22 protein-coding genes are annotated in these 25,675 nt (G+C 64.7%); 13 read left to right on the forward strand and 9 right to left on the reverse strand.

The genetic code is table 11. The features are described 5' to 3' along the window. Window positions 1–11 precede the first annotated feature (11 nt). The 9 genes from B2W55_RS30770 to B2W55_RS30810 all read left to right on the forward strand — a co-directional run bounded on the left by B2W55_RS30770 (window position 12) and on the right by B2W55_RS30810 (window position 9,443). Window positions 12–1,193 (forward strand): acyl-CoA dehydrogenase family protein, encoded by a 1,182-nt coding sequence (locus tag B2W55_RS30770; protein ID WP_024583885.1) that lies wholly within the window; start codon window positions 12–14, stop codon window positions 1,191–1,193. A gap of 67 nt (window positions 1,194–1,260) precedes the next feature. Further along, on the forward strand, window positions 1,261–2,391 hold the full coding sequence (locus B2W55_RS30775) for an acyl-CoA dehydrogenase family protein (RefSeq protein WP_024583884.1): 1,131 nt from the start codon (window positions 1,261–1,263) through the stop codon (window positions 2,389–2,391). 16 nt (window positions 2,392–2,407) lie between these two features. Further along, window positions 2,408–3,595 carry an acetyl-CoA C-acyltransferase gene (locus B2W55_RS30780; RefSeq protein WP_024583883.1) on the forward strand — a complete coding sequence of 396 codons (1,188 nt, stop codon included), beginning with the start codon at window positions 2,408–2,410 and terminating at the stop codon, window positions 3,593–3,595. A gap of 21 nt (window positions 3,596–3,616) precedes the next feature. Then, entirely contained in the window at window positions 3,617–4,627 is a 1,011-nt protein-coding gene (locus B2W55_RS30785; RefSeq protein WP_024583882.1) for an NAD(P)H-dependent flavin oxidoreductase, read from the forward strand. Window positions 4,628–4,638: 11 nt separating this feature from the next. Beyond that, a complete protein-coding gene (locus B2W55_RS30790) occupies window positions 4,639–5,412 on the forward strand; it encodes an enoyl-CoA hydratase-related protein (protein ID WP_024583881.1) in 774 nt (257 codons plus the stop codon). A gap of 40 nt (window positions 5,413–5,452) precedes the next feature. Next, window positions 5,453–6,613 carry an iron-containing alcohol dehydrogenase gene (locus B2W55_RS30795; protein WP_024583880.1) on the forward strand — a complete coding sequence of 387 codons (1,161 nt, stop codon included), beginning with the start codon at window positions 5,453–5,455 and terminating at the stop codon, window positions 6,611–6,613. Between the two features lie 25 nt (window positions 6,614–6,638). Next, complete coding sequence (locus B2W55_RS30800) at window positions 6,639–7,445, forward strand: glutathione S-transferase family protein (RefSeq protein WP_024583879.1); 807 nt, start codon at window positions 6,639–6,641, stop codon at window positions 7,443–7,445. 39 nt (window positions 7,446–7,484) lie between these two features. Further along, a complete protein-coding gene (locus B2W55_RS30805) occupies window positions 7,485–8,186 on the forward strand; it encodes an SDR family NAD(P)-dependent oxidoreductase (RefSeq protein WP_024583878.1) in 702 nt (233 codons plus the stop codon). Window positions 8,187–8,240: 54 nt separating this feature from the next. After that, a complete protein-coding gene (locus B2W55_RS30810) occupies window positions 8,241–9,443 on the forward strand; it encodes an ABC transporter substrate-binding protein (protein WP_024583877.1) in 1,203 nt (400 codons plus the stop codon). A gap of 18 nt (window positions 9,444–9,461) precedes the next feature. Here the strand turns inward: B2W55_RS30810 and B2W55_RS30815 are convergent, their stop codons facing one another. Further along, window positions 9,462–11,018 (reverse strand): glucosamine inositolphosphorylceramide transferase family protein, encoded by a 1,557-nt coding sequence (locus B2W55_RS30815; RefSeq protein ID WP_024583876.1) that lies wholly within the window; start codon window positions 11,016–11,018, stop codon window positions 9,462–9,464. Between the two features lie 15 nt (window positions 11,019–11,033). Next, window positions 11,034–12,212, reverse strand: a complete 1,179-nt coding sequence (locus tag B2W55_RS30820) for a glycosyltransferase family 4 protein (RefSeq protein WP_024583875.1) — start codon at window positions 12,210–12,212, stop codon at window positions 11,034–11,036. Window positions 12,213–12,501: 289 nt separating this feature from the next. Here B2W55_RS30820 and B2W55_RS30825 point away from each other — a divergent pair, with 289 nt between their 5' ends. Then, window positions 12,502–14,586 carry a GumC family protein gene (locus B2W55_RS30825; protein ID WP_024583874.1) on the forward strand — a complete coding sequence of 695 codons (2,085 nt, stop codon included), beginning with the start codon at window positions 12,502–12,504 and terminating at the stop codon, window positions 14,584–14,586. Window positions 14,587–14,667: 81 nt separating this feature from the next. Here the strand turns inward: B2W55_RS30825 and B2W55_RS30830 are convergent, their stop codons facing one another. After that, on the reverse strand, window positions 14,668–16,026 hold the full coding sequence (locus tag B2W55_RS30830) for a lipopolysaccharide biosynthesis protein (protein WP_024583873.1): 1,359 nt from the start codon (window positions 16,024–16,026) through the stop codon (window positions 14,668–14,670). Between the two features lie 500 nt (window positions 16,027–16,526). On the opposite strand from B2W55_RS30830, the gene B2W55_RS30835 reads away from it, so the two are divergent. Beyond that, window positions 16,527–17,747, forward strand: a complete 1,221-nt coding sequence (locus B2W55_RS30835) for an FAD-dependent oxidoreductase (protein ID WP_024583872.1) — start codon at window positions 16,527–16,529, stop codon at window positions 17,745–17,747. Between the two features lie 59 nt (window positions 17,748–17,806). Here B2W55_RS30835 and B2W55_RS30840 read toward each other — a convergent pair whose 3' ends face one another. Further along, entirely contained in the window at window positions 17,807–18,937 is a 1,131-nt protein-coding gene (locus tag B2W55_RS30840; RefSeq protein ID WP_024583871.1) for a GNAT family N-acetyltransferase, read from the reverse strand. Between the two features lie 517 nt (window positions 18,938–19,454). On the opposite strand from B2W55_RS30840, the gene B2W55_RS30845 reads away from it, so the two are divergent. Further along, on the forward strand, window positions 19,455–20,264 hold the full coding sequence (locus B2W55_RS30845; protein WP_024583870.1) for a WecB/TagA/CpsF family glycosyltransferase: 810 nt from the start codon (window positions 19,455–19,457) through the stop codon (window positions 20,262–20,264). A gap of 19 nt (window positions 20,265–20,283) precedes the next feature. Here the strand turns inward: B2W55_RS30845 and B2W55_RS30850 are convergent, their stop codons facing one another. Then, a complete protein-coding gene (locus B2W55_RS30850; RefSeq protein ID WP_024583869.1) occupies window positions 20,284–21,495 on the reverse strand; it encodes an amidohydrolase family protein in 1,212 nt (403 codons plus the stop codon). Between the two features lie 115 nt (window positions 21,496–21,610). On the opposite strand from B2W55_RS30850, the gene B2W55_RS30855 reads away from it, so the two are divergent. Beyond that, entirely contained in the window at window positions 21,611–22,897 is a 1,287-nt protein-coding gene (locus B2W55_RS30855; RefSeq protein ID WP_024583868.1) for an MFS transporter, read from the forward strand. Window positions 22,898–22,974: 77 nt separating this feature from the next. On the opposite strand, the gene B2W55_RS30860 is transcribed toward B2W55_RS30855, so the two are convergent. From B2W55_RS30860 to B2W55_RS30875, 4 genes are all read right to left on the reverse strand, one after another. Further along, on the reverse strand, window positions 22,975–23,169 hold the full coding sequence (locus B2W55_RS30860) for a hypothetical protein (protein ID WP_024583867.1): 195 nt from the start codon (window positions 23,167–23,169) through the stop codon (window positions 22,975–22,977). Window positions 23,170–23,248: 79 nt separating this feature from the next. After that, the gene (locus tag B2W55_RS30865) at window positions 23,249–24,067 is read right to left on the reverse strand and encodes a family 1 encapsulin nanocompartment shell protein (RefSeq protein WP_024583866.1); all 819 of its coding nucleotides are present in this window, start codon (window positions 24,065–24,067) and stop codon (window positions 23,249–23,251) included. Continuing rightward, the gene (locus tag B2W55_RS30870) at window positions 24,060–25,121 is read right to left on the reverse strand and encodes a Dyp-type peroxidase (RefSeq protein ID WP_024583865.1); all 1,062 of its coding nucleotides are present in this window, start codon (window positions 25,119–25,121) and stop codon (window positions 24,060–24,062) included. Before B2W55_RS30870 ends, B2W55_RS30865 begins: the two co-directional genes overlap by 8 nt. A gap of 217 nt (window positions 25,122–25,338) precedes the next feature. After that, window positions 25,339–25,608: a DUF2171 domain-containing protein gene (locus B2W55_RS30875; protein WP_024583864.1), complete on the reverse strand. Its 270-nt coding sequence runs from the start codon at window positions 25,606–25,608 to the stop codon at window positions 25,339–25,341. Window positions 25,609–25,675 lie beyond the last annotated feature (67 nt).

Raw genomic sequence — 25,675 nt, forward strand, 5'->3', positions numbered from 1 at the left:
GAGCAGGTCCGATGGAGCTCGCGCTATCCCCTGAGGATGCGGCGTTTCGCGACGAGGTTCGCGCGTTCATCAAGGACAATTATCCGGTGGAGATGCGCGTCGCCAATCCGGAGACCGATCTCTCCAAGGAGCAGATGCTGCTGTGGCATAGAATCCTGCACCGCAAGGGCTGGATCGCGCCGCTCTGGCCGAAGGAATATGGTGGCCCGGGCTGGTCGATCACCCGCCGCTTCATCTTCGAGCAGGAGACGACGCGCGCCGGCACGATGCCGCCGCTGGCGTTCAGCGTCACCATGGTCGGCCCTGTCATCTACACCTTCGGCAACGCGGCGCAGAAGACGAAGTTCTTGCCGCGGATTCTCTCCGGCGAGGACTGGTGGTGCCAGGGCTATTCGGAGCCGGGCTCCGGTTCCGATCTCGCCACCGTTCGCACCAAGGCGGTACGCGATGGCGACCACTATATCGTCAACGGCCACAAGACCTGGACCACTCTGGCGCAGCATGCCGACTGGATCTTCTGCCTGGTGCGGACCGATCCGACGGCGAAGCCGCAATCCGGCATCTCGTTCCTGCTGATCGACATGAAATCGCCCGGTGTCACCGTGCGTCCGATCATCACCATCGACGGCTCGCACGAGGTTAACGACGTTTTCCTGGAGAACGTCCGCGTCCCCGTCGAAAACCTGATCGGCGAGGAGAACAAGGGCTGGACCTACGCCAAGTTCCTGCTCGGCAATGAGCGCACCAGCATGGCCGGGATCGGCCGCTCGACCCGTTACATCGATCGGCTGAAGAAGATCGTGAAAGCCGAGATCCCGGAAGACGATCCGGCCCATCTGGAATTCATCCGCGACATCGCCCGCGTCGAACTCGACGTGCTGGCGCTGGAGGCGACCGAGTTGCGCGTCGTCGCCCAGATGGCGCGCGGCATCGATCCCGGCCCCGCGGCATCGCTGTTCAAGATCCGCGGCACCGAGATCTTCCAGAACATCACCGAACTGACGCACCGCGCGATCGGCAATTACGGCCTGGCGATCCGCGAGCATCCGGTCAGCGCCAACCACTTCATGCCGGGCCCGGACTACGGCCATACGGCATCGGAGAAGTACCTCAACTCGCGCAAGCTCTCGATCTACGGCGGATCGAACGAGATCCAGCGCAACATCATCGCCAAGGCGGTGCTCGGGCTCTAGGGCGCGACGCCCAAACGAAGAACTTGCATCGCGTCACGCTCTGGCAGCAGCGCAACGAGAGGATCGGATGGATATCCAGTTCACGGAAGAGCAGGAATTGTTGCGGTCCAGCGTCCAGCGGCTGCTGCGCGACCAGTATGATTTCGACGCCCGCCGCAAGATCGTTGCGGGCGAGGAAGGTCTTGGCCGCAAGCAATGGTCTGAATTCGCCGAGCTCGGCCTGCTCGCGGCGCCGTTCTCGGAAGCCGCAGGTGGACTAGGCGGCGGACCGCTAGCGACCATGATCATCATGCAGGAGTTCGGTCGCCACCTCGTGGTCGAGCCGTTCGTCGAGACAATCGTCGCGGCCGGCGGCCTGATCGAGCAGGTCGGCTCCGAAGTGCAGCAGCAGGCCTTCATCCCCGAGATCATCTCGGGAACGAAGCTCTGGGCGCTGGCCTGGACCGAGCGGGGCTCGCGGTTCGATCTCGCGACCGTTACCACCACAGCGCGCCGCGACGGCGATGGCTACTTGCTCACCGGCGAGAAGACTGCGGTGCTGACCGCGCCCTGGGCGGACTATCTCATCGTCTCCGCGCGCACCTCGGGCCATCGCCACGATCGCGGTGGTGTCAGCCTGTTCGTGGTCGATCGCCGCGCCGCCAATCTCGATCTGCAAAGCTTCAAGACCATCGACGGCCGCCGCGCGGCCGAGATCAGCCTGCGCGGCGTTCGCGCGGAATTGCTCGGCAGGGAAGGCGAGGGCGTGGCCGCGCTCGAAGCCTGCCGCGACCGCGCGATCGGCGCGCTGTGTGCCGAGGCGGTCGGTGCGATCGGCGAGCTGAACGCGGCGACCCTGGAGTATTCCAAGACGCGCAAGCAGTTCGGCACCACGATCGGCAGCTTCCAGGTGTTGCAGCACCGGATGGTCGACATGTTCATCGCGCATCAGGAGGCGCTGTCCTTGATGCAGCATCTGTCGCTCAGCTTGAACGAGGGTGAAGCCGGCCTGTCCCGGCTGGCGTCGGGCGCAAAATCCAAGATCGGCTATGCCGGCAAGTTCGTCGCCGATCAGGCCGTGCAGCTCCACGGCGGCATGGGCATGACCGACGAGCTCAATGTCGGCCACTACTTCAAGCGGATTTCCTCCATCAACATCCAGTTCGGCGATCCCGCCTATCACGTGCTGCGCTATGCGCAGCTCGACGCGGCCGCTTAAAGCCAGAGAGGCAAGCATGTCACCAGATGCAGTGATCGTTTCCACGGCGCGCACCGGCGTCGGCAAGGCCTATCGCGGCGCACTCAACAACACCGACGGCCCGACCCTGGCCGGTCATGTGATGGCGGAGGCGGTGAAACGCGCTGGCATCGCGCCGGGCGAAGTCGAGGACGTGGTGATGGGCTGCGCCATGCAGCAGGGCACCATGGTGATGAACGTCGCCCGCAAGGGCGCGATCCGCGCGGGGCTTCCTGTTACGGTCGCCGGCACCACCATCGACCGGCAATGCGCCTCCGGCTTGCAGGCGATCGCGGTCGCCGCGCGCTCGGTGATGCTCGATGGCGTCGAGATCGCGATCGGTGGCGGCATCGAATCGATCAGCCTGGTGCAGAACGAGCACATGAACCGGTTCCACGCCGTCGACGACGAGCTGATGGCGATGAAGCCGGAGATGTACATGTCGATGCTGGAGACGGCCGAGGTCGTCGCCGAGCGCTATGGGATCGGCCGCGACAAGCAGGACGAGTACAGCCTGGAGTGCCAGCGCCGCGTCGGCGTCGCGTTGCAGGGCGGCCGCTTCAACGACGAGATCGTGCCGATCACGACGAAAATGGCCGTCGTCAACAAGGACACCAAGGACATCAGCTTTCAGCAGGTGACGCTGGCGAAGGACGAAGGCCCCCGGCCGGACACCACGGCGGACGGCCTCGCCAAGATCAAGCCGGTGTTCGAGGGCAAGACCATCAGCGCCGGCAATGCCAGCCAGCTCTCCGACGGTGCTTCCGCCTGCGTGATCATGAGCGACAAGAGAGCCGCGCAGAAAGGCTTGAAGCCGCTCGGCATCTTCCGCGGCTTCGTCGCCGCCGGCGTCGAGCCGGACGAGATGGGCGTCGGCCCGGTCGCCGCGATCCCACGGTTACTGAAGCGGCACAACCTCAAGATCGACGACATCGATCTCTGGGAACTCAACGAAGCCTACGCGGTGCAGGTGATCTATTGCCGCGACAAGCTCGGCATCGACCCGGACAGGCTGAACGTCAATGGCGGCTCGATCGCGATCGGTCACCCCTATGGCATGACCGGCGCGCGGCTCACCGGCCACCTCCTGATCGAGGGCCGCCGGCGCAAGGCCAAATACGGCGTGGTGACCATGTGCATCGGCGGCGGCATGGGCGCGGCCGGCCTGTTCGAAATCATCAATTGATCGGAAACGCGGGAGAGACTTGTGAAGACAGCAATCACTGAACTGTTCGGTATCCAGCATCCGATCATCCAGGGCGGCATGCATTATGTCGGCTTTGCCGAGATGGCGGCGGCGGTCTCCAATGCCGGCGGCCTCGGCATCATCACCGGCCTGACCCAGCGGACGCCGGAATTGCTGGCCAAGGAGATCGCGCGCTGCCGTGACATGACGGACAAGCCGATCGGCGTCAACCTCACCTTCCTGCCGAGCTTCACCGCGCCGCCCTATCCGGAATACATCGCCGCGATCCGCGAGGGCGACGTCAAGGCGGTGGAGACCGCGGGCCGCAGCCCCGAGCAGTACATGCCGGCGCTGAAGGCCGCCGGCATTAAGGTGATCCACAAATGCACCTCGGTGCGGCATTCGCTGAAAGCCGAGAAGATCGGCTGCGATGCGGTCAGCGTCGATGGCTTCGAGTGCGGCGGCCATCCCGGCGAGGACGACATCCCGAACATGATCCTGCTGCCGCGCGCGGCGGACGAACTGACGATCCCGTTCGTCGCCTCCGGCGGCATGGCGGATGCGCGCAGCCTGGTGGCGGCGCTGTCGATGGGCGCGGCCGGCATGAACATGGGCACCCGCTTCATCGCAACCAAGGAAGCGCCGGTTCATCCCAACGTGAAGCAGGCGCTGCTCGATGCCGACGAGCTCGACACAAGGCTGGTGATGCGCGCGCTGCGCAACACCGAGCGGGTGCTGAAGAACAAGGGCGTCGACGAATTGCTCGAGATCGAGCGCGAGAAGGGCAAGACGCTGAAGATCGAGGACATCCACGAGCAGGTCGCCGGCGTCTACCCGAAGGTGATGATCGATGGCGAGATGGATGCCGGCGCCTGGAGCTGCGGCATGGTGGTCGGCCTGATCCATGACATCCCGACCGTCAAGGAATTGATCGACCGCATCATGTCCGAGGCCGAGACGATCATCCGGCAGCGCCTGACCGGCTTCCTCGACGGCAAGTTCGACGCCAAGCCGGCCCGCGCGGTCGCCTGAGGGAGAATGCCATGACCGAGCATGTCGAGGTCGAGATCGCTGCAGGGGTGATGACGCTGACCTTGCGGCGGCCCGAGAAGAAGAATGCGCTGACCGGCGCCATGTATGACGCGATGTCGAGCGCGCTGAAGCAGGCCGAGGCGGATCCGTCCGTACGCGTGATCCTGTTCCAGGGCGATGGCGACAGCTTCACCGCCGGCAACGACCTGGCCGACTTCGCGAGCCAGGCACGCGGTGAGAGCGCGGTCGATAGTCCGGCGCATCGCTTCATCGAAACCATCAGCAAGGTCGGCAAGCCGTTGGTCGCGGCGGTGCAGGGCAATGCGGTCGGCGTCGGCACCACCATGCTGCTGCATTGCGACCTGGTCTATCTCGCCGAGAATGCCCGGTTGATCACGCCGTTCGTCAATCTGGCGCTGGTGCCGGAGGCGGCGTCGAGCTGGCTGCTGCCGCTGCGGATCGGGCACGCGCGGGCCTACGCGATGTTCGCGCTCGGCGAGCCGATGGATGCGCAGGGCGCGCTGGCCTCCGGTCTCGCCAACGCCGTGGTGCCGCAAGCGGATCTCCGCAAGAAGGCGCATGACGCGGCGATCGCGCTGACCAAACGGCCGGCCGGCTCGCTCAGCATGACCAAGGCGCTGATGCGCGAGCAGCAGCGGATCGCGGCGCAGATCGCCGAGGAAGGCGTGCTGTTCAAGGAAAGGCTGACCACGCCCGAGGCGCGTGAGGCGTTTGCTGCCTTCGCGGAGCGGCGCCAGCCGGATTTTTCCAAGCTGTCGGCCTGACCGGCGACGTAACGCACGGAACCATCGAGGGAGCGAAAGCATGCACGTCGCCGGCAGCCATCAATACCCCACCATGGAATCCGTGATCTACGGTAAGCCCGCAGCCGAGGCGCTGCGCGAGGAGGCCGAGCGGCTGGACGCGAGGCGCGTCTACCTGATCGCCAGCCGGACGCTGAACACCACGACCGACGAGATCGAGAAGATCCGCAAAAGTCTCGGCGATCGTCATGCCGCCACTTTCGACGGCGTGCCGCAGCACACGACCAGGGACGTGGTGACCCAGATCGCCTGGCAGGCCAGCGAGGTCAAGGCAGACCTCGTGGTCGCGATCGGAGGCGGCTCGGTGGTTGACGCGGCGAAGATCGTGCTGATGTGCATGGAGAATGAGATCTTCGCGCCGGCCGGGCTCGACGGCTTCGAGACCACGCCGGAGCGCCGGTTCGGGCCATTCCGGACACCGAAGGTCCGGATGATAGCGATCCCCAGCACGCTGTCGGGCGGCGAATACAATTCCGGCGCGCTGGTGACCGACACCAGCCGCAAGCTGAAGCAGATCTTCAACCATCCGATGATGATGCCGCGCAGCATCATCCTCGATCCAGCGATCACGAAGTATACCCCGGAGAAGCTCTGGCTCGGCTCCGGCACGCGCGCGATGGACCATGGCATCGAGGCGATCTGCTCCAGCCGGCCGAACGTGCTGGTCGATGCGGTGTGCCAGCAGGGGCTGCGCTATCTGCGCGACGGCTTGCTGCGCACCAAGGCCAATCCCGATGATGAGGCGGCGCGGCTGAATTGCCAACTCGGCTCGTGGCTATCCGCGTTCGGATTGCAGTCGCGGGTGCCGATGGGCGCCAGCCACGCCATCGGCCATGTGCTCGGCGGCACCTGCGACGTCCCGCACTATTTCTGCACGGCAGTGATGATGCCGAGCGTGCTGCGCTACAACCACCCCGCGACGGAAAAGGCCCAGCAAGCGATCGCCGCCGCGCTCGGCGCGCCGGGGCGCGACGCCGGCGAGGCGTTCGCAGGCTTCATCGCGGAGCTCGGCCTGCCGCGCCGGCTCGCCGATGTCGGCGTTGGCGAAGATCGCTTCGAGTTGATCGGTCGGAACGCGATGCTGTCGATCTTCACGCGCGCCAACCCGCAACCGATCCGCGAGCCCGCTGACGTCGTCAAGATCTTGAAGCTCGCCGCCTGAGATAACAGCACCCGGAGCCGCCATCATGGCCGCCTTGCGCATCTTCTCCTATCTGCCGAACCCGCGGGTCTGGAAGGCCACCATCGCCGCGCGGTTCTGCGGCGTCGACGTCGAGGTCAGGGGCGCCTCGGGCAAGGAATTGCGCGATTGGCTGTGGGACTACGATGCCCATCCCCTGACCGAGCAGGAACGCACCGCGCTGTCGTCGCTGGCGCGGACCGGACGGGTCGGCCTGACCGGTGCGCAGCTGTTCAAGACCGATGCCTTCATGGCGGCGCAGCCATTCGGCAACGTGCCGGCGGCGTTCGGACCTGACGGCGAGGTCGGAATATTCGAATCCAACAGCATCATGCGTGCGGTGGCGCGGCTCGGAGAAGGCAAGTTCCCGCTCTACGGGCGCGACGCCTATGAGGCATCCAGGATCGACAGCTTTCTCGATGTCAGCCTGGTGTTCGCGCGGGATTCGCAGATCTATCTGCTCGCGCTGTCGGGCGGTACGGTCGACGCGGCGATTCATGCCCGCGCCAGGGATGCGTTCGCGATCTATGCGTCCGGGATCGAGCAGGCGCTGTCGTCCCGGCGCGAGACGCTGGTCGGGGACGGCATCTCGATTGCCGACATCTGCTTTGCCGCCGAGCTCGCGCTGTTCATGAACGAGTACGGGCGGAGCGAGCAATTGGACAAACAGGGATTGACCAGGATCCTACATCCCGGGGTGCAGGATGGGTATCCGCTGATGTTCGCCCATTTTGCCCAGCTGGTCGCGCACGCGCATTTTGCGCCGGACCTCAAGCCTTACGTCGAGAAGCTGCGGTCGAAGGCTGCGGCCTAACCATGACACCTGCTGGCTCTAACGCGGAGGAGTGATCGCATGACCGCACCCGTCTGTCTGATATCCGGTGTCGGCCCCGGCACTGGTTCGGCGCTCGCCAGAAGGTTCGCTGAAGGCGGCTATCGCGTCGCGCTGCTCGCCCGGAACGAGGAACGGCTCGCCGCGCTCGAAAGGCAGTTGCCCGGTGCAAAAGCCTATCGATGCGACGTGTCCGATCCCGCTGACGTCGAGACGGTGGCTTCCGCCGTGGAGCGCGATCTCGGCAGTCCTGAGGTCGTGATCCACAACGCGGTCGGCGGGGCATTCGGCACCTTCCGCGAGATCGATCCGCAGATTCTCAATCGTAACTTCCAGGTCAACACGATGGGCTTGTTGTATCTGGCAAGGCGATTTGTCCCGGCGATGGTCAGCGCCGGCAAGGGCGCCATCGTCGCCTCCGGCAACACGTCGGCCTTACGCGGCAAGGCCGGCTTTGCGGGGTTCGCGCCGACCAAGGCGGCGCAGCGGATCCTTGCCGAGGCGATGGCCCGCGATCTCGGGCCGCAGGGCGTGCACGTTGCCTATGTCGTGATCGACGCGGTGATCGATCTGGAGTGGACGCGGAAGCGCTGGCCGGAGCGGCCGGACGACTTCTTCATCAAGCCACGGGCGATCGCCGACGAGGTCTGGCACGTCGTCCATCAGGATCGCAGCGCGTGGTCGTTCAATGTCGAGATCAGGCCGTTCGGTGAGGTCTGGTAGTCCACGCGTCGGTTGCAAGTGACGGTCAATTCAAAAAGAACTCGGGGGAGTGTAATGCTGTTGAGGAAGTTTGCTGTTTCCATCGCGATGTTTGCGGCGTTTGCCGGTGCTCCAGTGAGCGCCGAGACGCCCGGCGTGTCCGAATCCGAAATCAAGATCGGGGCGACGTTCCCGTTCAGCGGCCCGGCATCTCCGCTCAGCAATACCGGCAAGGGCCTGATTGCCTACGTCCATTCCATCAACGACCGGGGCGGCATCAATGGCCGCAAGATCAACCTCATCACCTACGATGACGCTTATTCACCGCCCAAGGCCGTCGAGCAGACCCGGAAGCTGATCGAGAGCGACGAGGTGGCATTCCTGTTCGGCCCGCTCGGAACGCCCGGCATCGGCGCGACCATCAAATACGTCAACGCCAAGAAAGTGCCGCATCTGTTCGTCGTCAGCGGCGTGACCAAGTTTGCGAATTTCAACGAGTTTCCGCAGACCACCACGGGATTGCCGAGCTACAGCACCGAAGGAAAGATCTACGCGAAATACATCGCGCAGACGGCGCCCGATGCGAAGATCGCGATCCTCTACCAGAACGACGATCTCGGCCGCGATTTCGTCGCGGCGTTCAAGGACACGCTGAAGGCGGATTTCGACAAGAAGGTGGTGACCTCGCCCTATGAGGTCACCGAGCCCACCATCGAATCCCGCGTGGTGACGCTGAAGGCGTCCGGCGCTCAGGCGTTCCTGATCGCCGGCACGCCGAAATTCGCCGCGCAGGCGATCAAGAAGGCGAGCGAGATCGGCTGGACGCCGCTCACCATCGTCAACTACGTGTCGAGCTCGGTCTCTGCGACCATCGTGCCTGCCGGCGCCGACAAGGCGGTGGGCGTCGTGGTGGCGACCATCACCAAGGATCCGAACGACAAGAGGTGGGCCGACGATCCCGGCATGAAGTGGTATCGCGCGCATTTCGAGAAATATCTTCCCGGCGCCGACATCGGCGACAACAACTACCTGTTCGGCACCCAGCAGGGCCAGATCCTGGAACAGGTCCTCAAGCAGTGCGGCGACGACCTGTCGCGCGAGAACATCGTCAAGCAGGCGCGCAACATCAAGGGGCTGGTGCTTCCAACCTTGATGCCGGGCATCACGATCAACACCGGACCCGACAACAGCATGGCCTACACCCAGCTCCAACTGCAACGCTGGACCGGGAGCTCATGGGAGCAGTTCGGCGGCGTGTTGAGCGCCGACGCGAACTGAGCCGACTTATGAGGCGCGCTAGTGGAGCCGTCGTGCGATCGGCTTCGCCAGCGCGCTGTGCCAGTCCCATTGTGATCGCCGGTCGTTCGAGCGAAGGCTGGCCAGGAAGGCCGTGGTCTTCGGTTGAACCCGCGATCCGTCGATCACCTCGAGCTGGCCGCAGCGGTTGAGCGTGTGCAGCTTGCGGCCGGTCCACAGCGGCCCGGGCTTGAGCAGGTGGCGGACGGCCTGCCTGTAGGTCGTCGGCGACAGTTCGAGCACTTCGGCAAGTCCGAGTGCCGCGCCGTATCCGTTGCTGCAATCCTGCACCGGTCGCCACAGTTTTCCATTGATGGTGACGAAGTTTCCGGCCGGCCGCGTCGTCGCGCGATCCAGCAGGACGGGATTGCTCGCATGCGGCTGCCACGGCCCGAGCAGCCGGTCGGCATGGTAGATCGCCAGCGTGTCGGAGTATCCGCCGGTGCCGTCGCGCCAGGCGCCGAACATGTAATGCAGGCCGTTGTGCCGCGTGATGGTCACGTCGGCCAGTTCGAGCCCGGAAAGCAGCGTCGAGTGCCGCTCCCACTTGTCCGGAAAGCGGATGCATTTGTAGAGCGGAACGTCGCGATGCGCGGTGCTCTCCGGGATCATCCAAAGCTCGCCATTGTCCTCGATCAGGAACGGATAGGACAGGTGCCAGGGCTCTTCGAGCACCGGCAACGCCTTGCCGACCGGGCCGTTGCCGTCGAATTCGATCGCGGAAATGATGCCCTTGCCGACCCGATGGTCGAGATCCTCGAAGAAGACGAACGTTCTGCCCTGCCACTTCACCGGAAAGGGATCGGCATAGAAACGATGTCCGGGATCGCCGAGCACGTTCCAGGTCGGTCCGGACAGGTCGCCGCTGCGCCAGACGTCCGCATTCCCGGCGTAGCGCCAGCCGACGTGCCAATGCGGCGCGTAGCAGCACAGCCGATAGATCTCCTTCGCGATCGAAGTCGCCAGGCCGTGCAAGACAAAAGGCGCGGGATTTCGTGCAGTGCCGTCGCTCACCGGAGCAGCGAGCTGCGGCACCAGTCGTGGCGCTCCTGACAGGATTGGCGGCAACATGGACAGCGTGCGGACCATGACCGCGTCGAGCCCGCCGCTCAGGCCGGCCGCGATTTCCGCGGAAGGATGGCCGCGGTCCATCACCGCGCCGTCGAGCTCATTGACGATTTCGATCACCGGCAGGTCGCCGGCGAGCACCGCCGCCAGCGCGGCGCCTTCTCCCGCATGTCCGTTGAACCGTGGACGAAGATACAGTCTGGCCGAGCACTTCGGATCGCGCTGCGCATCGGTGAAGTCGACCACCACGTCGGGGTTACCTGCGCGAGGCCGCTGCGGAACCTGTGTCAGCCTGTCGGCGCCGCCGGTCTTGCCCTTGCGCAGGACGATGCGTTCGAGTTCGAACAGCATGTCGAGGCCTGCGGGTCGCGGCGTCGGCGTCGTGGTCCAGGCGATCTGAACGGGAATATCCTGATCGTTGACGCGTAGCGACTCACGGCACATCCAGAGCCGCGCCTGCTCCCGATCGCAGCGAAACTCGATAATCATGTCCAGCCCAACTTCCTAGTGCGCGTCCACTCCCACGGCATTGCCGAGAATGCGGACGTATTCCTCTATCATGGCATCCAATGAATAGCGCGACTTGAGACCCACGGCGCTTTGCCGCAGCCGGTCGCTCAACGAATGATCTGTCAGGACTTTCGACACCGCGGCCGAGAACTCGGCCTCGTCGGCAGCGTCGACGAACACCGCCGCGGGTTGCCCCTGGCAGGACAGCACCTCGCGCAGCACGGGGAGATCGTTGACCACGCAGGGAATGCCGGCGCTGGCGGCTTCGACGGCGGCGAGGCCAAAGGTTTCCGCCTGAGTGGGGAATACGAACACATCGAGGCAGGCCAGGAAGTCGGCCATCTGGCGCGGCGGAATCTCGCCGATGAAATGGAGCCGGTCCATGACATCAAGCTCGTTCGCCAACGCCCTGAGCCGTTCCTCGTCGGCGCCCTGGCCAGCCAGCGCGAGGTGCCAGGATGGGTCGGCAGCCAGCAGGCGGATTGCGGCATCGAGCCGCTTGTGCGGGTGCAGCCGCGCCGCGCAGCCGAGCAGGGTACGCCCCGTCGGCAGCTTGAATTGTTGCCGCGCAACGTCTTTCGGCAGGCTGTGCGACTTGTCGTCGAAGCCGTGCGGGACGTGCTTCATCCGCGCCCGATAGGGCGCGGGATAGCGGGCGTATTCACGTTCCATGTCCCGCGAATTCAGCGTGATGCACTGGAAGAAGCCGGTCGAGCCCATGACGATGTCGGCGGCGCGCACCGGCAGGCTCATCGACAGCGCCGAGGACACCTGGTTGGCGATGACTGGAGCGCGGCAGACGAGACGCGACACGCCGCCGCCGATCACATTGCCGAAGTGCTGAAAGGTCAGGACGACATCGGGCCGGATGGTCCTGAGGTGACCGGCGAGCATCCGCAGCATCCGCAACAACGCCAGCGGGTTTCCCGGGCGGCTCGGCGCGCAATAGAACGTGTTGGGCGGCTCGTCGAAGGAATCCGATTTGCGGAAGAAGAACAGGTTGGCGACGTCATAGCCGCGCGCGGTAAGTCCGCTGCCGAGCAGCCGTGATATCTCCTGCGCGCCGGCATTCTCGGCCTGGGTCTGCACCAGGACGACGCGCAGCTTCGGCTTGCTCTCGCGCGATGCGGTCGGTGCCTCGCGCAATTCTGTGCTTGGCCTGTAATGGAGCACGGACTCCTCACCCGTTGAAGGAGTGGATTCGCCTCCTTCATTTTTGTGCGCGTGCTTATCACGCGACGAGCGCTCGTACACCGTGTGGCGCGTATTGAGGTTATTGCTCATTTAGTGCGATCGAACATTGCCGGCAGACAGGAGCCGTTGTCTCGGCGACACGGTACAACCTGCTCGTTAACTAATTGGTTACGGCGGCGCAACAGAAGGGTAACCGCAGATTAACCATAGATATTTACGTTGGCGCAGGCGCTGGACTGTGCCGTCAGTTGAATTTGAGTCAAAGCCCATGAAGTTCGGTCGCCGCGCAGGCCCGAGACGTTCCGAAGCCACGGAACCCGCAGCGTCGTGGGAATCTGCCGGCGTGCCGGCCGGCCAATCCTCCACAGCCATCACCAAGGGCGTGCTGAGCGTCCCAGGCGTGATCGCCTTTCTTCGCGAGAACGGCCAGCGCATCCTGATGCTTGCCGCAGTCATCTTCGCGATCGGCGTCATCGTGTTGATGTTGATCCCGGCGCGTTACGCCGCCACCGCTCTGGTCGTGGTCGACCCGCGTGAATTGCGCGTCACGACCGATCAGGATGTGCTGCCGGGCATCGGGCAGGATGCCGCGGCATTGCAGAGCTATGTCGAGATCGCCAAATCCGACGGCTTCCTCGGGCCGCTGATGGATCAGCTCAAGGTCGCCGAGGACAACGACATCTCGGGAGGCGGGACCGATGCCACGCGCCTGCTCGACCGGTTCCGCAAGCGGCTCGATATCTCCCGGCGCGGATTGACCTATGTCATCGCCATCACCTTCACGTCCAACAATCCGCAACGCGCAGCGTACTACGCCAACGCGGTTGCCGAGGCGTTCGTCGCCAGCCAGCGCGGCACCCGCACCGTGGCAACCGACGAAGCCGCCGACTGGCTGAAGAGCCGGCTCAAGGCGTTGAACGACCGGCTGCGCTCATCGGAAGATGCCGTCGCCAGGTTCAAGCTCGAGCACCGGATCGTCAATGCCGGCAAGGATGCAACCACGCAACAATTGCGCGTCACCGATCTGACGCAGCAGGTCGCCGCGGCGCGCGCCCGCAGCGAGGAGGCCAAGGCCCGTTACGAGCAGTCGCAGCGCGACCTCAAGGCGAATGTCGACGGGCCGATCAAGCAGGACCTGCTGAGCACGCTGCGCGCCCAGCGCTCCGCGCTCAATGACCAGATCGCGCAGAAGCGCGGGGTGCTCGGCGACCGTCATCCCGACCTCGTGATGGCGCTCAGCCAGCTCAGCGACCTCAATCGGCAGATCGACATCGAGCGGAAGAAGAACATCGATACCGCGAAGTCGGAATACGAAGCGCAGCGCGATCAGCAGAAGGCTCTCGAAGACCAGTTGAAGGCGGTCGAGCAGCAAATCCTGGTCGACGGTCAGTCGCTCGTCAAGTTGCAGGACTTGCAGCGCGATGCCGACGCCAACAAGAACATCTACGAGCAGTTCCTCTCACGCTACAAGACGACGGACGAGCAGCGCGGCCTGCAAAGCTCGCAGACCAAGATCGCATCGCCCGCGACGCCGCCGTTGCGCTCGACGCTTCCGCCACTTTCGCTGCTGCTCGTCGCGCTTGCGATCGTCTCGCTGCTGTCGTCGACCGCGATTGTCGCCATGCCTGGTCTGACCCAGGTCCCGATCAGGACGATCCCGGTGCCTCGCCGCGCCGAGGCGCCGGTGCCGCCACCCGCGCTGCCGCCGGGGTTGCCGGTGCTGGCGCGCATTCCCAACATGGTGTCGCCGGATGCCGTCAGGAGCGTGTGGCAGACGCCGATTGCCACGGCGGTCGAGCCAGATCTCAGCGCGTATCTTCAATTGCTGATCGAGAACATCGAGCAGCTTCCGGGACCGCACGGCAAGGTGGCGCTGCTGCTGTCGGTCGAGGCCGGCGCGGGCGGCAGCACCGTCGCGCGGTCGCTCAACCGGTCGGCGGTCAAGAGCGGCACGCTCTGCGTCCTGATCGAGATGGAATCCGGACGCATCGATGCGGTGCCGGCGCAAGGCTCCGGAATGATCCGGGCCGATCTGCCGTCGGTCGTCGAGCTGCTGGGGGCCAGCAGCAAGGCACCTCCATATCCGCCTGATGACATTCGCGCCGATTTCGGCCTGATCATCGTTGACGCCTCATCGCTTGCCATGCGGTCTGAGGCGGTGGCGCTGGCGGCCCACGCCGATCTCGTGATCCTGGTGGTTCGTGAAGGCGCCGCCAACTCGGTCGCCATCGCCAAGGCGCGGGCCGATCTGTCCGGGTTCGGCTCGGTGCCGACCGCGCTTGTCGTCAATCGCGCGGCGGCCAACGCCGGTGTTCGCGAAGCCCGGGACGAAGCCCTGGGCCTGGCGAGCTGAGGCCGGTCTGTCCGCGCCGCGAACGCGCGTGCTGGGCGTTTCGAGCGAAGGCCGCGCAGATGCGCGCGGAAAAGGCGCGCCCTAGTAGCTGCCCTGGTCGTTGCCGTCGGCGACGCGGACCGCATAGGGGCGGCCCTTCGATGACGCGAGATGCGACAGCACCAGGACTGACGGGTCGACGCCGGTCCGGCGGCGGCACAGCACATTGAGCGCGATGGTCGCGAGTATCAGCGAAGCGGTGGCAGAGATCGCAGCACCCAGCACGCCGAGCCATGGGATCAGCACGACAAATCCGACCAGTCGCAGCGCCACGTTGGCGGCGACGACCGGAACATAATCGCGCTCGTGGCCGGTCAGTTGCAGAACGGCGGCTGACGGTCCGCCCGCGGCCTGGAACGCGGTTCCGATCGCGAGCACGATCAGCACCCATTGCTGCGCGGCGAAGTGCGGCCCGAACAGGCCGAGCAGGTAGGGGGCGCCGAGCCAGACGATGACGAGCCCGCTGAGCACGCAGAGCGCGGTCACCTCGGCCATCAGCTTCAGCGTATGTTCGAGCTCGATGTGGTTCTTGCTGAAATACAACGAGGGCAGGCGGCGCGCACCGAACGTGTAGAGCGCCGCCGAAAGCATGGCGAAGATGTTGGCCAGGCGCGAGGCCGCGAAATAGACGCCTGCCGTTGCCGGATCCAGCATCCAGTAGACCAGGATGACGTCGAAATACTGGTTTGCCGCTTCGAGGATCGACGCGAGCCAGAACCGGAACGCACTCCTGTTCCAGCGTGACGTCTCGAACCGGGCCGTGACCGCGCGCAGGTTCGGCAGCACGCTTACGATCGACACGATCTGGACGACCAGCCCGAGGGCCATCATGACCGTCATCGCGGTGAATAGTTCGGCAGGGGTGAGCTGGCGGTGAGCGAGCAGTGCGACGATCAGCAACAGGACGACGGCGACCCGCCAGAAGAATTCCCGATTGCCTTCACCCATCAGAATGCTGACCAGGGAGCGGGCGATCTGGCTGCCGAGCATCAGTCCGGCATTGACGGCCGTGAACGCCGACACCGACAGGACCAGCAGCCACCATTCGCCGCGAATGACGGCCACCGCGGCGATCGCCACGATCGAAATCAACATGCCGACCGCCGAGTACTTCAGGCTCGACAGCAGGACGCCCTTGGTGAGGTCGCTCTCGCCGCGCACCTGGTATTCATTGAGGAAGCGAACGAGCAGCAGCTCCTGGCCGACCAGTCCCACGACCGCGGCGATCTGTGCGACGGACAGCCAGGTCGCAAAATCTCCGAACGCGTCGGCCGTCATCGTTCGCGCAGCCAGCGAGAACAGTGCGAAGGCCAGCCCGCCGCTGCCAACCTTGAGCAGGATGGTCCCGGCTACGCCGCGCGTGACATCGCGCTGTAACAATCGGCGAACAGAGGCAATCACCTGAGGCGTCTCAATATCCAATCGGGCAGCTGACCCTAGCAATCCGTGAAGTCGGGAGTGTTAATGTTCTGTTGCTAAAATTCCGTTCCTGCTGGCGGGCTTGCGGGCACCACGCCGCGGTGAATCTTGCCAGCATGTCGCGTTGCTTCATTCTGGAACGTCGCCTGTCTTGCTGTCTCCAAACGGCGCAGCTTGACTGGTGCTCCAGCGTCCAGTCCAACAGCGCCGCTGCACTGCTTCCGGGTGCCAACGGCAAGCGATGACGCCCCGCAGCCGCGCATTGATCCGCCGTCGCGCTGCGCGGCCTCCAAACGATCGGTTTCATGGCCGCTCTCTGTGCAAGCCGTATGCCGCGAGCTGCCGGTCGCCCTCCGGGCGCTGTCGTTAACCTCAATAATGGAACTCATCGCGTTCGTTCGGTCCGGCGGCGGCGCGGCAAGCAAATTGCAGTTGTGGTGCAAACTGCGGTTGTGCGGCCATTGGCCGTCGGAGCGGACATCATGATTGCCGAGGAAACCACGACCATGCCGGCCGCGATTGGGGCGGCGGAGGTCATCGAGACGGACGTCGCCATCGTCGGCGCCGGTCTGGCAGGCTCGCTCGCCAGAGCTGTCCTCGCCCGAGCCGGGTACCGGGTCCTCCTGATCGACAAGCGCCAGATTCCACCGGATGAATTCCGCGTCGAAAAGATTGCCGGACGGCAGATCGATATCCTGCGTCGCCTGGGCTTCATCGACGAGGTCAAGGCGGTCGCATCGTCGTATGACCGGTCGCTCAACATCAGGGGCGGCAGGCTGGTCGATATCAGTGTCGGCCGGTCCTATGGAATTTCCTATGCCAACCTCGTCGACCTGGCGCGCGGCCTGACGCCTGATGCGTCGAGCTTCCTGCTCGACCAGGTGACCGATGTCCATTGCAGCGAGGATCGTCAGCAGCTGACGCTGGCTTCCGGGACGCGCGTCGTCTCGCGTCTGGTCGTCCTGGCGACCGGCATGGCCAGCGCACTTGGCCACAATCTCGGCATGCGCCGGCAGATGATTGCCGCGCGACATTCGGTAACGTTCGGCTTCACGATCGCGCGGCCCGACAACGCGCCGTTCGGTTTCGACTCGCTGACCTGCTACGGCAAGGAGGCGGCCGACGGGGTGGATTACCTCAGCCTGTTTCCGATGTCGGGCGGCATGCGAGCAAACCTGTTCATGTTCCGCGATCCGACCGATCCGATCATGCGCGAGCTGCGCCGCGACACCAGACAAACGCTGCTCCGCCTGATGCCGGGCCTCGAGCCCTATCTCGGTGATTTCCAGATCGTCGGCCAGGTCAAGAACTGGGTCATGGATCTGTCCGTGACCGAGGGGCATCTGCAGCCGGGCGTCGTGTTGATCGGCGATGCGTTTCAGACCAACTGTCCGGCGGCGGGAACCGGCGTGAGCCGCCTGCTGGTCGATGTCGAGCGTCTTTGCACGGAGTATCTGCCGCGCTGGCTCGAGACCGAAGGCATGGGCATCGAGAAGATCGCGCAGTTCTATTCCGATCGGGACAAGCTTGCCGCGGACCGGCACTCGCTGCAACTGGCGCGCTTTCGCCAGGCCCTGACCTCGAACACCGATGCTCGCTGGAGCATGCGGCGCAGACTGCACTTCCTGCGCCGCATGATCACGCATCGGGTGGACCGGATTCATCCGGGATGGGTCATGCGCGTTCGCGGCGCGCTCCGGTAGCAGCTACTTGCCTTCGCGGCTGCCAGCGCAACACGATCGGGTCAAACAGTCTCCGCGCGTCAGTGCGCGCCGGTCGAGGTGCGGATCGGCCCGAAGTCGGTCACGCGCTTGGCGGCCTGCTTGATCCAGGGCGCCTGCTTCAGCGCAAACAGGGCTATGGCGCCGGCCGCGCTGCCGGCCTGTGTCACGCTCGACATCGGCGTGGGCTGCCCCCCGAAATGCTTCTTGTAGGGTTCATCGCCGATGGTGAAATCCAGAATCCGATCACCGCGCTCGATGCAATCCTGCGCGACCCGTTCGAACATCAGCGCGCCGATCGACTGGCTCTTGTATCCCTCGATGTCGAACGCCGTCATGACGACGAGAAGGCTGTCCCGGTGGACCAGTCCAAGGGCGGTGGCGATGACATTGCCGTCCATCTTCATGGCATAGAGCCGGACAAAGGAGCCGACGCCGCGAAGCGCCACGTCCGAATAGAAATCGAAGTACTCCTGGCGCTGCAACAGGTCGCCGTCGCCCTGCGCCTGAAACCGCGGGCCGCGAAACTTCCTCATTACCTCCATGGCCGCGCCGATCGAGACGCTGTCGTCGCAACATGAGAAGGCGAGCTCGCCCTTCTTCTGGATCTGGCGCCACTTCTTTGCCAGCTCCTTCTGGTAGGATCGGCCCAAGGCGCTGATCTGCCATTGCTCGAACGGCGCGACCAGGACCGTGGCATAGGCATTTGTATCCATCAGGCTGCGGTGAGGGGCCCCCAGCAGATTCTCGATCGGCATCCTGGCATCGAGCAGCTTGGGCATGCGCAGCAGATCGAACGGCCGTAGCAGCCGTCGCAGTCGCTCGCAGGCGTGCCGGTCCTGAAGCAGGTCGGCGAACGTCGTGGCGGCGCAGACCGGCGATAGATAGTCGGACACGCGAAGGTCGGCGAACTCGATCGTGCGCATCGGTCCGCGGCGCACGCGCAGCAACGGCAGCACCGCCGCCAGCGCGCCGGTTGCACGGGCGCGAACGACCACGATCAGCGGCTTTGCCGCCGCGGCGGGAGCGAGTTTTCGATACAGGCTGTCCAGCCACAGCGGATGTTGAAAGGCGGTGGCGTCCGATCTCCCGAACAGCTCCGCATAATCTTCGGATAAGAAGTCGAATGCGTCGTCGATGCAGACATCGAACGCGTCATCATTCTTATTCATGTGTGACCAGGCAAAATAACAATTTCAAAGCGCCGGTAAAGCGGCGGTCCTCTTATAGCAAAGGCCGGCCGCCACCGGCATCGTCGGAATACGATTTGGATTAATGTACTAGATCGATCTTTGCGCCTTGTTGCTGGTGGAACGTCCCGCCCTGGCAGGAATTCGCTGCTTCTGTCGTCTCACGCAGCGGCAGTCGGCATCTTTAACAATTCCTTTACAGATCTTTAACAATTCCTTTACAGCATGGGCAAATCGCGCCTGCAAGGTCCGGCGGGCGGCGTGGACCGGATATTGCAGTCAAGGGCCTGTTAGCCCTGGAGCCGCTACTGAGATGCCGAGTCACGACCAAAACGCCCGCGTTTCCGACGCAATCTTGCCTTCGCAGGCCGATCGCGCATGGCCCCGGCGTCTCAATTCGGGCACAGCTGCTCCGCCTGTCCGGATTTGCGACAGTCAGCGTGGCGGGCAACCGGCGGTCTCGGCGTACGTGCCAGCTGGATCGTTGATGCCGAACGGCCTGCCGGAACGGCGCATCAACCCTGCCGGCAGGGCGGCGACCGCCGATGTCCCCCGGGCAACCGTCGGAGGGCTGCGGCTCGCCGTGCTCGATCGCCAACAGACCGCGGACTTCATGGTCGGGGTGGTGTACCCGAACCGGCGTGTCAGCCGGCCTCTGTATTTGACCTCCGCCAATGGCGAGGTGCTGTCGCGCTGCTCGACCGAGCCGATGACCGATCGGTTGTTTCGCACCGCGGATCTGATCAATGCCGACGGGCAGCCGCTTGTCATGGTGTCAAAGCTGCGGTCGTCGAAGCCGCTTCCCGAGCGGGTGGCGACCACCGACTTGTTCCATGACGTCGCGCGCAAGGCGGAAGCGCTCGGGCTGACCTTCTATCTGTTCGGCGCCAACGAGGCCGAGAACAAGGCGGCAATCGCCAATGTCCGCCGGGCGTATCCGGCGTTGAAGATCGTCGGCCATTCGCACGGTTATCTGCGCGGCGACGCGCTGCGGGCCAAGGTGGACGAGATCAATGCCCTGGCGCCGGATTTCCTCTGGGTCGCGCTCGGTGTGCCCTACGAGCAGGCCTTCGTCGACGAATTCATGCCGCTGCTGTCCAATGTCGGCGTCATCAAGACCTCGGGCGGACTGTTCAACTTCCTGTCCGGCTCGCGGCCGCGCGCGCCGAGATGGATGCAGATCGTTGGGCTCGAATGGGCCTGGCGTCTCTGGCTCGAGCCGCGCCGGCTGTTCTGGCGCTACCTGACCACCAATCCGCACGCGCTCTATCTGCTGTTCAACCGGAGCCGGTCGTCCGGCAGGGACTAACCGCGGCGCGGCGGCGAGTTCAGGATGGCCCTGTCGGCCTGTTGACGCGATTGTCCCGCGCCGTCAGCACCCCGCCCTTGTAGACCGAACGCCCGGAAGGCCGCGCAACCACGGCCTCCTGGATATGTGCGGCGTTCAGGGTCACGAAATCGGCCTTGGCTCCCACATGCAGGCCGTAGCCCTCGAGCCGCAGCGCCTTGGCGCCGGCCGTCGTGATCATATCGAAGGCGATCGCGAGCTCTTCATCGGTGTAGAAGCCGGAGCGGTATCCGATCATCATCGCGCGGCCCAGCATGTCGCCGTCGCCATAAGGCCACCAGGAGTCGCGGATGTTGTCGTTGCCGCTGAACACCGTGACGCCGGCCTTCCTGAGCGTGGCGACCGGCGGAAAGGGCCGGCTGCCCGGCGCGTTGGTCATGATCGAGACGCCCGAACGCGCCAGGATGTCGGCGGTCTTCTTCAGCGCATCGGCAGGGATGTCGCCGAGCCCGTAGGCGTGGCTGACGGCGACGCGCCCTTCCATGCCGAACGCGCGCGTTCGCGCCGCGATCTGCTCGACCTCGAAGGCACCGAGCATGCCGCCGTCATGGAGATGGATGTCGACATCGACGCCGTGCTTCTGCGCGACGCCGAACACCACGTCGAGATGGCCCTCGACGTCGCGATCGAAGCTCGCCGGGTCGAGCCCGCCGACCGCATTGGCGCCGAGCCTGATCGCCTCGTCGAGCAATTGCGGCGTGCCGGGGTTGCTGAGAATTCCGCTCTGGGGGAATGCCACGAGCTGGATGTCGATCAGCTGCCGATATTCGTCGCGCACCTTGAGGATGGTCTCGAGCGACTTCAGGCCCACCGAGCCATCGACCATGACGTGACTGCGCATCTGCGTCGTGCCATGTCCGATGCAGAGGTCGAGCTGGTTGCGCGCCCGCACGTCCATCGGCGCGGCCGCTGCCATGTTCTCGGCCTGGAACGCAACCCGCTCATGGACGTCGAAGCCATTGGTGCAGGGACGATGCGGCCGCCAGGTGTCGCCGTAGAAGCTGGTGTCGAGATGGATGTGGCCCTCGACGAATCCAGGCACGACAAGCGCGTCGCCGAGATCGACGGTCTCGGTCCCCGCCGGACGCTCGCCTGCGGCTTCGATCGCGGCGATACGGCCGTCACGAACCAGCATGTCGCGGCGCATGCCGTCGCCAAGCCTGGCATTGATGAAGAGTTTGTCGGCCGGCATCGGATCTGTCCTCGTCGCTTGCTTCACATGCGGTGCGCGCTGGGCGTCATGCCTTGCCTAACATGATCGAAGGAATAATACTCGCACCGAACAACCAGACAAGGAACCGAGAGCGTTGTCGGACATTGCGAGCAGGGGATTCGATGTCAAGCGCGCAGCGTTTGCCGCGACCATCGGCAACATGCTGGAGTTCTACGACTTCATCACCTACAGCTTCTTTGCGACCGAGATCGGGCACACCTTCTTCCCCGCGCAAAGCGAGTACGGCAGCCTGATGCTGTCGCTTGCGACCTTCGGCGCCGGCTTCCTGACCCGGCCGATCGGCGGCGTCGTGCTCGGCATCTTCTCCGACCGCGTCGGTCGGCGACCGGCAATGCTGCTGAGTTTCGCCCTGATGGGAGGCGCGATCCTGACCATCGCGCTGACGCCGTCCTACGCCGCCATCGGCATCGCGGCTCCGATCGTCGTGATCCTGGCGCGGATGGTGCAGGGATTTGCGCTCGGCGGTGAGGTCGGACCGACCACGGCCTATCTCGTCGAGATCGCGGCACCCAGGAATCGCGGCCTGGTGGTGGCATGGCAGCCTGCGAGCCAGGAGGTCGCGGCGACGGTCGGCGCGCTGGTCGGTGTCATCCTGAGCAGCACGATGGCGCCCGACATGCTGCAAGCCTACGGCTGGCGCGTCGCATTCCTGCTCGGCGCCGTCTGCCTGCCGTTCGGCATCTGGATGCGCCGCACGCTGCCGGAAACGGTTCCTCATGATGCGCGTGCGGCTGCCAACATAGAGGGCTCGAACCACATCAAGCTGGCGCGCCGGCATTTCCGCGTGATCGTGCTGGCGTTGATGATTCTGGCGAGCGGCACGATCTCGACCTATGTGACCCAGTACATGACGACCTACGCCAAGAATACGCTGCACGTGCCGTCGTCGCTCGCCTTCACCGTATCGCTGGTGAGCAACGGACTTCAGATCATCGGCGCGGTGCTGGGCGGCTGGCTCGCCGACCGGCTGGGGCGCAAGCCGGTCATGATCTGGCCGCAGCTCGTCGTGCTGGTGCTGACCTATCCGGCCTTCCTGTGGATCGTCCGTGAGCCCGGTGCCTGGTCGCTGCTGTTCGGCTTCGGCATCCTGTCGTTCATCGGATCGCTGCCGTTCACGGCATTCTACGCCGCCTTCACCGAGGCACTGCCGCAGAACATCCGCGGCGGCGTGTTCGCCACGATCTACGCGGTCGCGATCGCGACGTTCGGCGGCACCGCGCAGCTCGTGGTCACGTGGTTGCTGCACGTGACGGGAGATCCGCTGGCGCCGTCCTGGTACCTGCTGCTCGCGGCCGCGGTCGGCATCGTCGCGATGAGCCTGATGCCGGAGACCGCGCCGGTGAAGGTCGGCGAGACCTAGGGCCTTTCGAACCAAGGATCCAGTGCCCGTTCCGATTCAGTCGAAACGGAACTGGCTCCTGGCGTCGACAGCCGCGCTCAATCCATGTCGCGGAAGGCGTGGCCGTTGGCGTCGATCTCCTTCACGAGCTGCGGCGGCAGATTGGCCTGCGCCGAGGTGCCGTCGAACACCCAGTCCTTGGCATCGGCGAGGTCGGGAAGGCCCGCGCCCTTGCGAACATAGAGACCGACCGACGCCTTGTTCGGATTGATGTAGAGATCGTAGTCCTGCATTGCGTGCTCCTCTCCGTCGATGATCAACAGAAGCCTCCGGACTGGCCCGAGGCTTCTGGAAGAGTGAACGCCGATGGGGCTAGGCCGGTTTCTTCTTCGCCTCCGGCGCCAGCACCACCGACGCTTCGCTGGTCAGCATCAGGAAGGTGATGGTCTCCTGGAAATAGAGCTGGACCGCGGTCGCCGAGTGGCTGAGATAGCCGATCGACAGGTCCTGGCCGATCGAGAGCTGGAAATCGCCGCCGCGGGTGGTCAGCAGGACGCCGCCTTCGATCGCGGGCGCCCAGATGATCTTGCCGTCGATCAGGCGCTGGATGTGCTGCAACACCGGATAGCCGTCGTCGGTCGCGCCGCCGATCGCGGTATAGGGCTCGGTGCCGAGCAGCAGCGTGTAGGGTCCGTTGACGCCGGCGAGCCGCAACTGGCTGACCGCCTGCGCCACCACGTTGGGATAGTTCTTGATGCTCGACGGCAGCGTCAGCACCGGATTGCTGCTGCCCTCGCGGATGCCTTGTATGCCGGCGGCGGTGTAGCCGTCGAACACCGCGCGATCCTCGGCGAAGGCGATCTTGCGCGCGGCTTCCTTCAGCGGATCCCAGTCGGAATCATTCGAGCCGCGCTCGACATCGTCGATCGCCTGGCGCGTGAGCTCGAACGGCACCCGCAGCTCGACCAGCGCGCGGACGTCGCGTTGCGTCGCCTCGACCCCGTCGCCGGGGGTTGGAATCTTCGTAAGATGGCCGGTGCCGACCGCAGAGAAGTCCGTTCCTTTGGGGCCGTCGACGTCGACGACACGGCGCGCCGCCAGATGGCGCTTCAACGTGCGGGTGGCTTCCTCTTCGATCTGGGCCCATGCCGCCTCAGAGATGGGAGCCAGTCCCCGATGCAGATTATTCATGTCCAGCCTCTCCTTTCAGTGAGCCGATACCGAGCGAGCCATCGGCCGGCGGCAGTCTTGGTGCGGGTGTGTCGTCGGCCCCGGCGTCATCCAGCGACGGCTCGGCGGGCGGGGCCGCGGGTGCCGCGCTCGCGGCATCCTCGAGGAAGGTCGCCGACGGGATGAAGAACAGCGTGCCGGTCACGGCGCGGCTGAAGTCGAGCAGGCGGTCGTAATTGCCGGGCGGCCTGCCGACGAACATGTTCTCGAGCATCTGCTCGATCCGGTGCGGGGACTTCGCATAGCCGATGAAGTAGGTGCCGAACTCGCCCTCGCTGACATTGCCGAACGGCATGTTGTCGCGGACGATATCGAGCTCTTCGCCATTCTCGACGATTGTCGTCAGCGCGTTGTGCGCATAGCTAGGCTTCACCGCGTCGTCGAGCTCGATGTCGGACAGTTTGGTGCGGCCGATGATCTTCTCCTGCATCTCGACCGGCAGCTCGTTCCACTTGGTCAGGTCGTGCAGGTATTTTTGCACGATCACATAGCTGCCGCCGGCGAAGGCCGCGTCCTCGTCGCCGATGATGGTGGCCTCGAGCGCCGCCTGATCCTCGGGGTTCTCGGTGCCGTCGACGAAGCCGAGCAGGTCGCGCTCGTCGAAATATTTGAAGCCGTGCACCTCGTCGGCGGTGGCGACGGCATCGCCGAGCCGCGACATGATCTGGGTCGCGAGCTCGAAGCAGAGGTCCATCGGCACGGCGCGGATGTGAAACAGCAGGTCGCCCGGGGTCGCGACCGCGTGGTGGACGCCGTGGATCTCGCGGAACGGATGCAGGCCTTGCGGCTTCGGCGCGCCGAACAAGCGGTCCCATGCATCGGAGCCTATTCCCATCACGCAAGACAGCCGGCCCTCGAGATCGCGGAAGCCGACGGCGCGCACCAGCGCGGCCAGATCGGCGCAGAGCGACCGCACCACCGTATCAAATTCCGGATTGGGCTTGATGGTGACCGCAAGGAAGATGGCCGCGCGCGTCAGCTTCGCAGCGACCGGTTGCGGAACGGCTGATGGCACGCAGGTCTCCTTAACTAACGGCACTTCCACGACAAAAAAGGCGGGCCGAACGCCAGATCGGCGTCCGGATACCGAGAGAGGAGCATGCCATCGGAGCCTTTACAAGAGCCCGGATTGCCAAAGCGAGATGAGATGAGGTTGAATCGTCATCTCGCTTTGGCTTCCTGTTTGCGCATGATCTTTCCGGAAAACCGCTTCGCACTTTTCCGGATCAGCTTTAGGCTTCCGCGGACGGACCAACGGGCTTGCCGGACTTCTCCTCCTCGAGGGTCACCGCGATGGCGGCATTGGCCGACAGCCGCACCTTGGAGCCCTCGACGCCGGCAACGAAGCCGAGCTCGATATAGTGGTGATGACCCTTGTGGAAGCCGTCGCTCTCGCTCTTCTTGAGCTTGATGCGGTTGCCTTCGACGCGATCGACGGTGCCGACATGCACGCCATCGGCGCCGATGACCTCCATGTTGTCCTTGATGCCCTGCTGCGTCATGGCGCTCTCCCTGGTTGAGTTCGGCTTGAATGTTCAGCTTGCATATGATGCGCCCGGACGACGCGGC

The organism is Bradyrhizobium sp. UBA2491, from assembly GCF_002341725.1.
Classification (GTDB): Bacteria; Pseudomonadota; Alphaproteobacteria; order Rhizobiales; family Xanthobacteraceae; genus Bradyrhizobium.